The sequence below is a fragment of the Priestia sp. KCTC 13724 genome, assembly GCF_056820425.1.
Genome location: NZ_JBXDLD010000018.1, coordinates 83,275 through 97,187, shown reverse-complemented (window position 1 = coordinate 97,187; position 13,913 = coordinate 83,275). Strand labels below are relative to the sequence as shown.

The 13,913-nt window shown below is 38.7% G+C and carries 12 protein-coding genes and 1 other annotated feature; of the genes, 2 read left to right on the top strand and 10 right to left on the bottom strand.

Going from position 1 to position 13,913, the window contains the following annotated elements:
* Positions 1 to 11: 11 nt before the first annotated feature.
* Positions 12 to 244 (bottom strand) — a binding site (T-box leader).
* 130 nt (positions 245 to 374) lie between these two features.
* On the bottom strand, positions 375 to 551 hold the full coding sequence (locus AC1UFB_RS02865) for a hypothetical protein (protein ID WP_035321387.1): 177 nt from the start codon (positions 549 to 551) through the stop codon (positions 375 to 377).
* 177 nt (positions 552 to 728) lie between these two features.
* On the opposite strand from AC1UFB_RS02865, the gene AC1UFB_RS02860 reads away from it, so the two are divergent.
* Complete coding sequence (locus tag AC1UFB_RS02860) at positions 729 to 1,586, top strand: N-acetylmuramoyl-L-alanine amidase family protein (protein WP_328100956.1); 858 nt, start codon at positions 729 to 731, stop codon at positions 1,584 to 1,586.
* Positions 1,587 to 1,633: 47 nt separating this feature from the next.
* Here AC1UFB_RS02860 and dtd read toward each other — a convergent pair whose 3' ends face one another.
* The 8 genes from dtd to AC1UFB_RS02820 all read right to left on the bottom strand — a co-directional run bounded on the left by dtd (position 1,634) and on the right by AC1UFB_RS02820 (position 11,396).
* Positions 1,634 to 2,080, bottom strand: a complete 447-nt coding sequence (gene dtd, locus AC1UFB_RS02855; RefSeq protein WP_025911732.1) for a D-aminoacyl-tRNA deacylase — start codon at positions 2,078 to 2,080, stop codon at positions 1,634 to 1,636.
* A gap of 16 nt (positions 2,081 to 2,096) precedes the next feature.
* Complete coding sequence (locus AC1UFB_RS02850; protein ID WP_482588468.1) at positions 2,097 to 4,295, bottom strand: RelA/SpoT family protein; 2,199 nt, start codon at positions 4,293 to 4,295, stop codon at positions 2,097 to 2,099.
* Between the two features lie 188 nt (positions 4,296 to 4,483).
* Complete coding sequence (locus tag AC1UFB_RS02845; protein ID WP_482588466.1) at positions 4,484 to 4,645, bottom strand: hypothetical protein; 162 nt, start codon at positions 4,643 to 4,645, stop codon at positions 4,484 to 4,486.
* A gap of 137 nt (positions 4,646 to 4,782) precedes the next feature.
* Entirely contained in the window at positions 4,783 to 5,295 is a 513-nt protein-coding gene (locus AC1UFB_RS02840) for an adenine phosphoribosyltransferase (RefSeq protein WP_025911735.1), read from the bottom strand.
* 15 nt (positions 5,296 to 5,310) lie between these two features.
* Positions 5,311 to 7,653, bottom strand: coding sequence for a single-stranded-DNA-specific exonuclease RecJ (gene recJ, locus AC1UFB_RS02835; protein WP_025911737.1), 2,343 nt, complete (start codon positions 7,651 to 7,653; stop codon positions 5,311 to 5,313).
* Between the two features lie 71 nt (positions 7,654 to 7,724).
* Positions 7,725 to 8,618 (bottom strand): cation diffusion facilitator family transporter, encoded by an 894-nt coding sequence (locus tag AC1UFB_RS02830; protein WP_100346784.1) that lies wholly within the window; start codon positions 8,616 to 8,618, stop codon positions 7,725 to 7,727.
* Between the two features lie 136 nt (positions 8,619 to 8,754).
* Complete coding sequence (gene secDF, locus AC1UFB_RS02825; RefSeq protein ID WP_100346783.1) at positions 8,755 to 10,989, bottom strand: protein translocase subunit SecDF; 2,235 nt, start codon at positions 10,987 to 10,989, stop codon at positions 8,755 to 8,757.
* 113 nt (positions 10,990 to 11,102) lie between these two features.
* A complete protein-coding gene (locus tag AC1UFB_RS02820) occupies positions 11,103 to 11,396 on the bottom strand; it encodes a post-transcriptional regulator (RefSeq protein WP_025911741.1) in 294 nt (97 codons plus the stop codon).
* 149 nt (positions 11,397 to 11,545) lie between these two features.
* Here AC1UFB_RS02820 and spoVB point away from each other — a divergent pair, with 149 nt between their 5' ends.
* Complete coding sequence (gene spoVB, locus AC1UFB_RS02815) at positions 11,546 to 13,096, top strand: stage V sporulation protein B (RefSeq protein ID WP_100346782.1); 1,551 nt, start codon at positions 11,546 to 11,548, stop codon at positions 13,094 to 13,096.
* 28 nt (positions 13,097 to 13,124) lie between these two features.
* On the opposite strand, the gene AC1UFB_RS02810 is transcribed toward spoVB, so the two are convergent.
* Positions 13,125 to 13,784: a DUF421 domain-containing protein gene (locus tag AC1UFB_RS02810; RefSeq protein ID WP_100346781.1), complete on the bottom strand. Its 660-nt coding sequence runs from the start codon at positions 13,782 to 13,784 to the stop codon at positions 13,125 to 13,127.
* Between the last annotated feature and the right edge of the window lie 129 nt (positions 13,785 to 13,913).

Genomic DNA, 13,913 nt, shown 5'->3' with positions numbered 1-13,913 from the left:
TACTAGCAACTAGTAGGGACGAGAGTTTAAATCACGTGGTACCACCCTAATTGAAGCATACATGCTGTACACTTCCACTCATTCGTTAACGTACGAAACCGTTCAGCTCCTACTAACCGTGCTTTCAGAGCGAAACCTCCGAAGTGTTCATTCATTGAGTCATCATGTAAAATGCTTTCAGCCCAAGGCATTTTTTCTCTCTCCATGTGTCATCTCAATTACTTTTCTTCATCATAGGTTCTATTCATATAAAATTAAGCTATGTAATAGCCGTTCTTTAAAATATAGCAATTGTTTACTATATTACGAATGAAATGAACAGTTGTCAAGAACTTCACGGCCATAAATTATTGGTAAGTTGGAAACGAAATGAATTATGAGCGGTTTAGCTGTTTCCTAAGCTTTTGCACATCTCGAAGCGACAAACCAAATTCAGACGCTAATTCAATTGACGAAGCATCCTTTTCTTTATCTACGAAGTCGTGGAACTGCATGCCGAAAAGCGACTGATTTTGTTGAAAGGAATGCTCTCCTTTATCACTAAATTTCATGTACGTATCCCTTCTTTCTAAGTGCTTTCACACTAAATATGCTCTTTATAGCATTGCCAAAAAAGTCGACATCTTTCATAAATGAAAGGATTTTCTTTCACAACCTCGAATTACTTAGTCTGTGATAAAGGAGGGATACGTATCGCTTTTTTTCGTTCATCTAAACTTTATTTCTTGTTGTCTGTTATCATACTCGTTTGTCTCTCTTCCTTCGATGAGCCAGAATCTCCGAGTTTTTCACCTAGAATCGTTACAGCCGATACCTTACATGTTCGAACAGGACCAGGTTTAGCTTTTTCCATTTCAGCAACACTTAAGCAAAATGATCGGGTTAGCGTTATAGATCAGCAGGGAAATTGGCTTTTTGTACAATTTCAAGACCTTGAAGGCTGGATTTCTAAACCACATACAGCGTTATTAGACTTTAACAACCTCTCTCCACAGCAGCAAATTGAGCTAAAATCTACACCTGTTATCCAAAACGCACCTACAGATTATTTAAAAGGGAAAACCATCATTTTAGATCCCGGACACGGTGGGAAAGATAAAGGGGCCATAGGTACACAAGGTACGTATGAAAAGGACTTAACGCTCCGAACTGCTCGTTTCGTACAAGAAGAGCTTCAAAACGATGGTGCCACCGTAAAATTAACAAGAACAGACGATTCATATGTAGAGCTGTCCAATCGTATTCTAGCTTCAAACAGCGCTGATTTATATATTAGCATTCATTATAACAGCGTTGCTAACCCTGACTTAACAGGACTCATCACGTACTTTTACCATGATAACCAAGACTCTATTCTAGCTGGCTCTATCCACGCTTCACTTGTCCATCACAGTGACTTAAAGGACAAAGGAGTGCGTTTTGGAGACTACTACGTGCTGCGTGAAAATAAGCGCCCAAGCATTTTATTAGAGCTAGGTTTTTTAAGTAATAAGCGTGAGGAAACCTACATTAATTCCGTTGGGTATCAGCGAAGAGTCGCTCACCAAGTAGCCTTAGGAATTCAGCAATATTTCAAGCAACAATAGAAAAAGCGCCTGTTTGCACATGATGCAACAGACGCTTTTTTAATCATTTATTTATCTTTGCTTTCAATAATTAACGTAACAGGCCCATCATTGGTGAAGCTAACGTCCATCATTGCTCCAAACGAGCCGGTTTGAACACGAACTCCCTTTTTTTCTAGCTGCTCGTTAAAATAATTATACAGCGTAAGCGCTTTGTCTGGCTTTGCCGCTCCCATAAAATTTGGGCGTCTTCCTTTTCGACAATCACCATATAACGTAAACTGCGAAACAGATAGAATTTCACCTTCAATATCGAGCAATGAGTGATTCATTTTTCCTGTTTCGTCTTCAAACACTCGTAGGTTGACTATTTTATCTGCAAGGTAATCCGCATCTTTCATTTCATCTTCATGCGTAACTCCTACTAAGAGCATAAAGCCTTTGCTAATTTCACCAACGACTTCACCTTCAACGGTAACATTTGCTTCTTTTGCACGCTGCACTACAACTTTCATTCTTCACGTACCTTTCTTAATGCATAATACGACGAACCGAATAGATATCACGAATTTGCTTAATTCGTTCAACAACTTTATGAAGATGACTAATGTTATGAATAGAGATTGACATATTAATGGTTGCCATTTTATTTCGATCCGATCGACCAGAGACGGCTGAAATATTGGTTTTTGTTTCATTGACAGCTTGAAGCACTTCGTTTAACAAGCCGCGACGATCATAACCAGATATCTCAATCTCGACGTTAAATTCTTTACCTTCTTTAATATGCGTTTCCCACTCAACTGGAATTAAGCGATTTTCCGAATCCTCCGTATGGACATTTAAACAGTCTGCGCGGTGAACAGATACTCCCCGACCCTTTGTAATGAATCCTACAATCTCATCACCAGGAACTGGATTACAGCATTTCGATAAACGAATAAGCATATTTTCAACACCTGGTACAATAACACCAGAGTCTTTGCGCTTATGCTGACGTACACGCTTCGCTGCCGTATCTCGAGCCAGATCATCTACCTGCACTTCCTGCTCTTGATCACGCTGCTTTCGCCATTTCTCTGTCAAACGATTCGCAACCTGAGCAGCAGTTAAACCGTTATATCCAATTGCTGCATACATATCATCTTCATTTGAGAAGTTAAACTTTTCGGCTACTCGTTTAATATTATCGGTTGTTAATACTTCTTTTACGTCAAATTCCATTTGACGAATTTCTTTTTCAACAAGCTCTTTGCCTTTTTCAATATTTTCATCTCGGCTTTGCTTCTTAAAGAACTGACGTATCTTGTTTTTTGCCTGAGATGTTTGAGCAAGCTTCAGCCAATCTTTACTTGGTCCATAGGAATGCTTAGATGTTAAAATTTCAATGATATCTCCCGTTTTTAGACGATAATCCAGCGTGACCATCTTTCCATTGACTTTCGCACCGATTGTTTTATTCCCAATTTCTGAGTGAATGCGATATGCAAAGTCAATCGGAACTGAACCAGACGGTAATTCAATCACATCGCCTTTTGGCGTAAAAATATAGACCATGTCCGAAAATAAGTCAATTTTCAATGATTCCATGAACTCTTCTGCATCATTAGCGTCATTTTGGAACTCTAAAATTTCGCGGAACCAAGTCAACTTCTCTTCGAAAGATGCATGTTCCGTTGACTTGCCTTCTTTATAAGCCCAATGTGCAGCAATTCCATACTCTGCAATTTGATGCATATCAAAAGTACGAATCTGAACTTCCAAGGGATCGCCTTTTGGCCCAATAACAGTTGTATGAAGAGACTGATACATATTTTGCTTTGGCATTGCAATATAATCTTTAAAGCGGCCAGGCATTGGTTTCCAACAGGTGTGGATAATACCAAGTACCGCATAGCAATCTTTAATGCTGTCTACAATAATACGCACTGCAAGCAAATCATAGATTTCATTAAACTGCTTATTTTGAAGGGCCATTTTGCGATAGATTGAATAGATATGCTTTGGTCTACCTGAAATCTCAACTTTAATCGACACATCATCAACGTTCTCGCGTACTTCATCAATAACTTCTTCTAAGTACTGTTCGCGCTCTGCTCGCTTTTTCTTCATCAAGTTTACAATTCGATAATACTGCTGCGGATTTAAATAGCGCAGAGCTGTGTCTTCAAGCTCCCACTTAATCTTTGAAATCCCCAAGCGATGAGCAAGCGGTGCAAAAATCTCCAGCGTTTCGTTTGAAATGCGGCGCTGTTTCTCTTGTGGTAAGTGCTTTAATGTACGCATATTATGCAAACGGTCGGCTAACTTAATTAAAATAACGCGAATATCTTGTGCCATTGCAACAAACATTTTGCGATGGTTTTCTGCCTGCTGCTCTTCTTTTGATTTATATTTAATTTTCCCAAGTTTTGTAACACCGTCTACTAACATTGAAACTTCTGAGTTGAAAGCTTTCTCTAAATCTTTTAGCGATATCTCTGTATCTTCAACGACATCGTGTAAGAATCCAGCTGCAATTGTGGCTGGATCCATGTCAAGATCAACTAAAATCCCTGCAACCTGTATAGGATGAATGATATACGGTTCTCCTGATTTACGATATTGCTCTTTATGTGCTTCTTTTGCAAAATCATATGCTGCTTGAACAAACGCAACATCCTCTTCATCCAAATACCGTCTCGAATTATCAATGACCTGTTCTGCTGTTAGGACTTGCTCATTTGCCATGAAATCACCTTTATCAACTAGCATTTTTATTAATTCATATTGTAACTATTATCATGAAAATTAATAGAGATGTAAAGCCTTTGGTAATAATTTATCAAATAAAGTCACATTTCAATCTTTTGCTTTCTTCGTATTAAACAAAAAAGAGTTTGGGACATAACAAAATGATTGCTTCTAAGAGACGAACACTAGCTGTTCCCATCTCTTTGGTTTGTCTGAACACGTTCGTTCCATTGCGCTACGGCCACTCGCTTTCCGCGGGGAGGAACCTGAGCTTCCTCGCTGCGCTGCGGGATCTCAGGTTTCCCTCTCTTTCCCGCAGGAGTCGAGTGTCCTACGCTCCATTCCACCCTGTTTCCAACATTGTTTTCACAATCAACAAAAAACCTGAACGATTAAAAGTAAGAAACTCTCAATCGTTCAGGTACAGTAGAGGCAGAACTACTTATGTCTCAGTCTCTTCTCTGTTTGATTATAAATCCGTTCATTAGTACGTCATTAATGTAAATACGTCGTATCCTTCTAGCTTTTCGCGTCCATCTAAGTATGATAACTCAATAAGGAACGCAATGCCAGCAACTACTCCGCCTAGTTCTTCAACTAGTTTAATTGTTGCTTCAATTGTTCCACCTGTTGCTAATAAGTCGTCTGTAATTAATACGCGTTGCCCTGGCTTAATTGCATCTTTATGGATTGTTAATACGTCTTTTCCATATTCTAAGCCATAATCAACTTTAATTACCTCACGAGGTAATTTACCTTCTTTACGAACTGGTGCAAAGCCCACACCTAGCGCATACGCAACTGGACAACCAACGATAAACCCACGTGCTTCAGGCCCAACGATGATATCAATTTCTTTATCTTTTGCATACTTCATGATTTCATCTGTCGCTGCACGATACGCTTCACCATTATCCATTAATGTTGAGATATCTTTAAACTTAATACCTGGTTTTGGCCAGTCAGGTACAATTGTAATATAATCTTTAAAATTCATTCTAATGTTGCCTCCTCATTCATCCGCACTTGCAAGAAGCTTCTCAAACTCACTTTTTAACTGTGCATATGAACTATAAATAAAGTTTTTTTCCATTTCAATTTGTTGCTGTTTCTTGCGATAAGTCACAGACTCTATTAAATCACGTTTAGGACTATTTTTCACTAGCGAAATTAGACCATTGTTTATTGTAACAAATTCTAGTTCGAAAAACACCTGGCAGATAAAATCAATTGTATCTTTTGTCCAGCCTTTATGAATGGCAATCTCTTCTTTATAGTGTTTTAAATCAAACGGGCTTCTTTTAGCCAGCAGTCCATAAAACCACTTAAAATGTTCACGAGTCGGAATCGTATCAAAATAACTATCATTTTCCGTTACGAACATCGCATAAATTCGAGCCGGCTTTCCTTCAGCAAATAAGAGATTTAACCTCTCTTTTGAATCTGGTAAATCTAAAAGAATCATTTGTTTATCAGCTGAATTATATAGACTAGCTTGTTCATCTGTCGAAATCTCAACGACTTGATCCATCGGCAAAATCGCTGCATGCTTTTGAACGGTTTGTTGATTAAACGTCACGATATCCATTTCTTTCGTGAAAATTTCTTGAAAGAATCTCTTCATATCAAATGAATTACGATAATCAAAAAGCTGCCATTCACTCACTGCTACATCTTCAATCATGAGCTGTGGCTTGCGTATATTATTCCATTCGTTAATTGAAAGCTCACCGACTAACGATACTTTGGCTAACGGAGAGACTTCATCTAATACATGTCCTAAACCAAACCCTACGACGTCAATTGATAGCCCGTTATCTTCTACAACAAGCTTTAAATGGTTTTTATCACTGCCGATTTTACGCATTGATGTTGGCGTAACACGCTCAACAAGCACCTTCGGCTTGGGGTTATGCATGCCAAAAGGAGCGAGTGTTTGGAGCTCTTCAATACCAGCGATTGTAATATCCTCAACTTTGCATATCGTATCAATCGAGGTAATCGGAATGAAGTCTTGTTCAGTTAGCACTTCTCGCGCTTGTTCATTTAAACGCTGGCGCAGTAGCTCAACATTCTTCGCTTCAAGCGTCATCCCTGCAGCCATCGGGTGGCCCCCGAAATGCGGTAAAATATCACGACTCTTTGATAAGTTTGCAAATAAATCAAATCCAGCAATGCTTCTTGCCGATCCTTTTGCTAAGCCGGTTTCGTGATCCAGACTTAACACAATAGTTGGACGATAGAACTTTTCAACCAACCGAGAAGCTACGATTCCAACAACTCCTGCGTTCCACCCTTCACCTTCAATAATTAAGACTGCATTTTCACTAGGCGGATATAGGCTTTCTACAGTATCGATTGCTTCTTGCGTAATTTCATTTACAATCTGTTGGCGCTCTTTATTTAAAGCATCAATTTCTTTTGCTAACTCGATTGCTTCTTCATAATGAGCAGACATAAGTAAATCGACTGCCGGGTTCGCATCTTGAAGACGACCTACAGCATTAATTCTTGGAGCAAGGGCAAAACCAATTGTGTCTTCCGTAATGTCTTCTTTCTTCACACTGCACACTTTTAATAGCGCTTCAACTCCAGGTCGAGTTGAACTTTTTAAATAGCGTAAGCCCTTTTTCGCTATTAGTCGATTTTCTCCTACTAGCGGCACCAAATCAGCAATTGTACCAATGACAGCTAGCTCCAATAAATGTTCAGGAGCTTCACCGAGCAAAGCGTGAGCTAATTTAAACGCTACTCCAACTCCAGCTAGCTCTTTGAATGGATAGCCTCCACCTGGAAGTTTAGGATGGATAATCGCATAGGCTTCCGGAATTTCTGGACCTGGTTCATGGTGGTCTGTAATGATTAAATCAAACCCTATCTCAGCTGCTAGCTTTGCCTCTTTAACAGCGGAAATTCCAGTATCTACTGTAATAACTAATCCATATCCTTCATCACCAATCTGTCTAAATGCCTGTTCGTTTGGGCCGTAGCCTTCTGTAAAACGATTGGGTATATAAAAATCAACTTGCGCTCCGAGTTGACCTAAAACAGAAAGCATAACGGACGTACTGCTTACACCGTCAGCATCATAATCCCCATATATCATAATACGTTCATTGTTTTCAATCGCTTGACGAATGCGCGCAACCGTTTCTTCCATACCTTCTAAAAGAAATGGGTCATGAAAAGATTCATCCTCAATATGTAAAAACTGTGAGGCTTCTTCTACTGTTTGAATTCCTCGATTAATAAGCAGTGAAGCAACAAGAGGTGTAATATTGAGTTTCTTTGCAAATTCATCAACAAGTGGATCATCTATATGTTTTACATTCCAACGCTTCTTTGACTGTAGCATATCTCATCTCACCCCTTAACCCACATAATTATACTAAAGGCAACCCAAACGGGCAATGAGTGAGCTTAATCTTAACTTTCTGAATATGGGTTAATATGAACAAATACACCTTGAATATTCGGTTCTTCCAGTAACTTCTCTTTTACTACTTTTCCAATTTGATGGCCCTTTTTCACCGTGATAAACGGATCGACTGAAATACGCAAATCAACAATAACATAGTAACCATGCTCTCTTGCATGAAGCGTGTCAATTCGTTCAACACCTTCAACGCCTAACACGATCTCTTTTAAATGTGCGATATCTTCCTCATGAAGAACATGATCCAACGTACTGTGAAAAGCCTCTGCTCCTAGTGTCCAAGCTATTTTTAACACAAGTACAGAAACAATTAATCCTGCGAGAGGATCCGCATACACTAACCACTCTATCCCAATTTCATCGCCAATAAGAGAAGCTCCAATACCTACAAGCGCTGCAAAAGAAGAGAACACGTCCACTCGATGATCATGAGCATTAATCATAACAGCGTCACTTTTTATTTTCTTTCCAATACGGTATGTGTAGCGGTACAATCCTTCTTTAATAATGATAGCCGCAACTAGAGCATAGACAGCAAAAATTTTAGGAGGCTCTATCCGATTAAAAAATGCTTGGAAAGAAGAAGTTAAAATTTCAATTCCTACAATGGCTAAAAGAACGGCTACGATAATAGCAGCGATTGATTCAGCTTTTCCATGTCCATAAGGATGATCTTCATCAGGTGGCTGCTTTGCAATTTTCACACCAATAAAAACCACAAGTGAGCCTGCAACATCTGAAACAGAATTGGCGGCGTCCGCTATGAGTGCTCGACTGTTTGCCATGACGCCTACAATCGATTTCATGATAGCCAAGACAATATTACCAACCATCCCTACCATCGCAGCAGTTTGTGCTTCTTTAAACCGCTGTTCATTGTCCATTTTTTCACACCCTTTCTAGAAAGGCATTATTCATTAGCGTACCCAAAATTCTCTTGTACTACTAAGCTTATGATGTGAATTGAAAGGGCAGACACAGAAAAAGTGCACGGAATAATCCGTGCACTTTTTCATTCATTTATTCTGTTTCGTTTTCAACGACTCTCTTACGTTCTAGCTGCTTGCCTTTCCATACAAGCCACAGCTGAGAGGCAATGAAAATCGATGAGTACGTACCTGCAATTAATCCTACTAGTAGAGCGATAGAGAAGTTTAGAATTGAGTCACTTCCAAAAATCAACAGTGCTGCTACAGCAATAATTACCGTAATAATCGTATTCAACGATCGAGTTAGGGTCTCACGCAAACTTAAGTTCACGATAAACTTTAAGTCCTCAAACGTTTTTGATTTGAACTTCTTCATATTCTCTCGAATACGGTCAAACGTTACAATCGTATCGTTGATTGAATAACCAACGATTGTTAAGATTGCCGCAATGAATGTCAAATCAACCTCAAGACGAGTTAAACTGAAGAAAGCAATGATGAAAAAGGCATCATGTAGTAAGGCTACAATGGCAGCTAATCCCATATACAGCTCAAATCGGAACCCTACATAAATAATAATTCCAATAGAAGCAATTAATACCGCAATCATTGCATTGCGTGCTAGCTCTTTTCCGACAGTCGGAGACACTGTACTTACGTTAGGTTCTGAGCCATACTTTCCACTGAAGTAATCCTTTAAATCAGCAATTTCCTTTTGTGAAAGTACACCTACAAAGCTGGCAACTCCCGTCTTTTTATCATCACCCGTGATAATCACATTGTCTGACTCTAATCCAATTGAAGACATGTCCTTTTCTACCTGTTCTTGAGTTAAAGCTTTATCACTTGCTACTTCAACTCGCGTTCCGCTTGCAAAATCAATTCCTAGGTTAAGCTTGAAGATAAGCAAGGCAATAACTCCAGCTACAACAAGGATGCTTGATAAAGCAAAGAAGCGTTTTCTGTATTTAACAAAATCAAATCTGTCCCAAGCTGTTGGTAAAACTGTTTGACCATCGTCTTTGCTTAAATCATGAATTTCAGATTTTTTCACACCGAATAAGTGAGGTTTTTTATTTAACCAACGGCTGTTAACTAGCAGAGCTAGCAACAATCTCGTTCCATATACAGCTGTCACAAAGCTCAGTACAATCCCAATCATTAACGTTGTCGCAAATCCTTGAACAGAACTTGTTCCATAGATAAACAGCACAACAGCTGCTAACATTGTTGTTAAGTTTGCATCGAAAATCGTTGCAATGGAACGGCGATTTCCTGCTTTAAAAGCAGACATTACAGATCGGCCTGTCCTTAATTCATCTTTAATTCGCTCGTATGTAATGATATTAGCATCCACTGCCATCCCGACTCCAAGAATTAAAGCTGCTATCCCTGGAAGAGTAAGAACAACATGCATAAGATCGAATACTAAAAGGTTTAAATATACGTAAAAGCTTAGCGTAATTACCGCGATAAGCCCTGGTAGACGGTAGAATGCAATCATGAAAAGGAAGATGATAGCAATTCCAATTGCTCCGGCAAACACGGTCATATCGAGAGCTTTCTCACCAAATTGAGCCCCGACAGATGTTGAATAAATTTCATCCAATTTAACAGGCAAAGAGCCTGCATTTAATAGATCTGATAATTCTGTAGCACTTTTAACTGTAAAGTTACCACCCGTAATCGATACTTCTTTTTGAGAGAAAACTTGATTTACAGTTGCTGCAGATAAAAACTTAGGATTTTGCTTAGCTGCTTCTGCCTTATAGGAATCTTTTCCTTCCTCAAAATCTAACCAGATGACCAATAAATTATTGGGTGCCATATCTAGCACTTTCTTTGTTACTTCTTTAAACTTATCCGCATCTTTTAGCTTTAACGAAACGCTCGGCTGATTGTTTTCATCAAACGATTGTTTTGCACCATTTTGAGCAAGGTCAGAACCATCCATTAAGATATTGTCATTTACATCACGGAAGGTTAAATTTGCTTCAGTTGATAATAGCTCACGCGCTTGTGACTGATCCGTAACACCAGCCAACTGTACGCGAATGCGATCATCTCCTTCAATTTGAATACTAGGCTCGCTTACACCGAGCACATTCACACGCTGATTTAGCGCTTCAACGGTGCTTTTAAGTGCACTGTTATCGATGACATCACCTTTCTTAGCAGGTTTTACATCATATAAAATTTCAAACCCACCTTGAAGATCAAGGCCAAGCTTAATATCTTTTGCAATACCTGTAACCGTTGTTCCGATTGTACCAAATATTAAAAGTACTAAGAGGAAAAAGGTAACGATACGTCCTCTTTTAACCATGAATAAGAAATCCTCCTTCTTATGTAAAACACATGAGCTGATCGCTGTAAAATACCAACTTAATTATCTTCGATAACTAGGGGTCTGTCAAATGACGAACCATAAAATTTGCATTACTTTAATAATTCTTTCCAATCTTCATTGTCACTAACAGTTTCGAACATATTTGATTTATAAGATTCAATTGTTACATAGCTCATTACATCAGTAATCTTAACAGTCAACACGTCACTAACAACCTGATGCAACGAAAATTCTTGACGCTTTTTCCACTTCTTTTGGTTCAAATACCCCCACAATTCTGCTTCCGTTACGTCTTCGTAACCAATTAAATGAAATTCTTCTAGCTTACTCTCAATTACTGGTTGAATGATTGTCTTTTGCTCATCTGATATTATCGAATTCATGTTCACGACTCCTTTTCTCACACGCATGCAAAATATATAAGCCAGCAAGCTCTCTGTTATTTCTTTGATTCCTTGTCATGCTTGGACACATTCCCTGCATATATTGGATTACATCAATTATAATTTGTCCAAGAAAGCAGTGAGGATCTATGTCTAAATTTTTGCAAGGTACTATTATTTTAATTATAGCTGGATTGATTACAAGAGTTCTCGGATTCATTAACCGCGTTGTTATTGCAAGAATGATTGGGAACGAAGGTGTTGGCCTATACATGATGGCTGTTCCTACTCTTGTACTCGTTATTACGTTAACGCAGTTAGGATTGCCTGTAGCCATTTCAAAGCTAGTTGCAGAAGCACAGGCACTCGGTGACAAACGAAAAATTAAAAAGATTCTGGTTGTTTCTTTAAGCATCACGTGTACATTGAGTTTTATATTTACGCTCAGTTTAATAGTATTCGCTCCTATTATCGCAAAAACCTTTTTTACAGATGAGCGTACCTTATATCCACTATTAGCGGTTATTCCTGTTATTCCAATTATCGCTATTTCATCGGTTATTCGCGGCTATTTCCAAGGTCTTCAGCAAATGAAACCCGCTGCTTATTCGCAGGTCATTGAACAAGTCGTTCGTATCACTTTAATCGCTGTATGTACAAAGGCATTCTTACCTTATGGAATTGAATATGCCGCTGCTGGCGCTATGCTCTCTTCTGTATTTGGAGAATTGGCATCTCTATTTTATATGTTCTATATGTTTAAACGAAAAAAGAAGTTAACCGTTCGTCGTAACTTTTTTCAATCACTTCGTGCTGGCAAAGATACCTTTTATGACTTGATGAGAATCGCTGTTCCCACTACAGGGAGTCGTATGATTGGTTCAGTTTCTTGGTTTTTAGAACCAATTGTTGTAGCCAAGAGCTTAGCGATTGCTGGAGTAGCAACCACCATCGCTACTCAGCAGTACGGAGAATTAACGGGCTTTGCACTTCCATTATTAATGCTACCGTCCTTTATTACCGTTTCTCTTTCAACTGCACTAGTACCTGCTATCAGTGAATCCTATGCAAAGAACCATATGAAACAAATTCAGTATAGACTTCACCAAGCGCTGCGCTTATCGTTTATAACAGGGGGACTTGCCGTTGTCGTATTATACGTATTCGCTAACCCCATAATGGAATTGATGTACGGATCAGATAAAGCAGCTATCTTTGTTAAAGTCATGGCACCCTTTTTTATCTTCTCTTACTTTCAAGGACCCCTTCAGGCCGTCCTTCAAGCTTTAGATCTAGCTAAAGCCGCCATGATTAACAGTTTCATTGGCGCAGCTGTGAAAACCGCATTGATTTTTTTATTAGCTTCTCAGCCTACTCTCGGCATTATGGGCGCCGGACTTTCTATTGTAGTTGGCACTATGCTCGTCACTCTTCTTCATTTATCAACCGTTACGAAACAAATTATGTATAAGCTACAAATCATGGATTATGTAAAAAGCTGTATCGTCATGTTAGCTGCTGGATGGGTGGGACAGTATGCGTTTACACATTTTTTTGCCAACCTTCCACTTGTACTACAAACATTAGTCTCTATAATGCTAACAAGCCTGTTATACGTTATTCTTTTATTACTATTCAAGCTTATTACGAAAGAAGAGCTCAACCGCTTTTCAATTCTACGACTGTTTAAAAAGAAATAAAGAAGATGAGCAACCATACTCATCTTCTTTATTTTAGTTCGTCCACTTTATCTACAAAAAAGGTGCCATTATTGTAGGTACAATATGAAATATTCTTTATTTCTTGATAACCTAGCTTTTTTAATTCTTGGCGAAGCCATAGCGTTGTACGGTGATCGAGTGCTAAATGTTCTTCTTGGACTACGCCATCAATAATGTAAGGCAGATTTAAGCTTTCTTTTCCAAAAGGAGCGGTATTATTCTTTTTTTCAAAAACAGAAAGCTTGCCAGAAGGTTCTAAAATAGCAAATTCAACGTCAGCAATATCCTTCACATTTTTATCACGAAGCTGTATGAGTAAATCGTTAAAGTTATAGTGCTGCTTTTTCATTTCCTTTTCACGAATTTCGCCATTTTGAATAATAACCGTCGGCTGACCGTCTAAGAAGTTGCGCATGCGATTACTTTTGAGTGACCAAAGAGCCAACCCAATTTGAATCACAAGTAAGGTGATCATCGGAACTAAGCTATGATGCAATGGATCATTTGTATTTTCAATTGCCACTACCGCTAGCTCTGCTAGCATAATAAACACGACAAGGTCTAAAATACTGAGCTCGCCAATTTCACGCTTACCCATTAGTCTAAAGATGACTAATACGATAAAATATAACAAAATAGTACGAAAAACCATTGTTACGATCCCCATATAAAAACCTCCGCACTTTGACATTCCTGACTAGTTTTCGTTTAAACACAAAAAATAGACGGATTTTTTTGCGTCTATTTCTTCCATTTTGTGAATATGCTCGTACTAAGATTGCAGTTTGACATATAA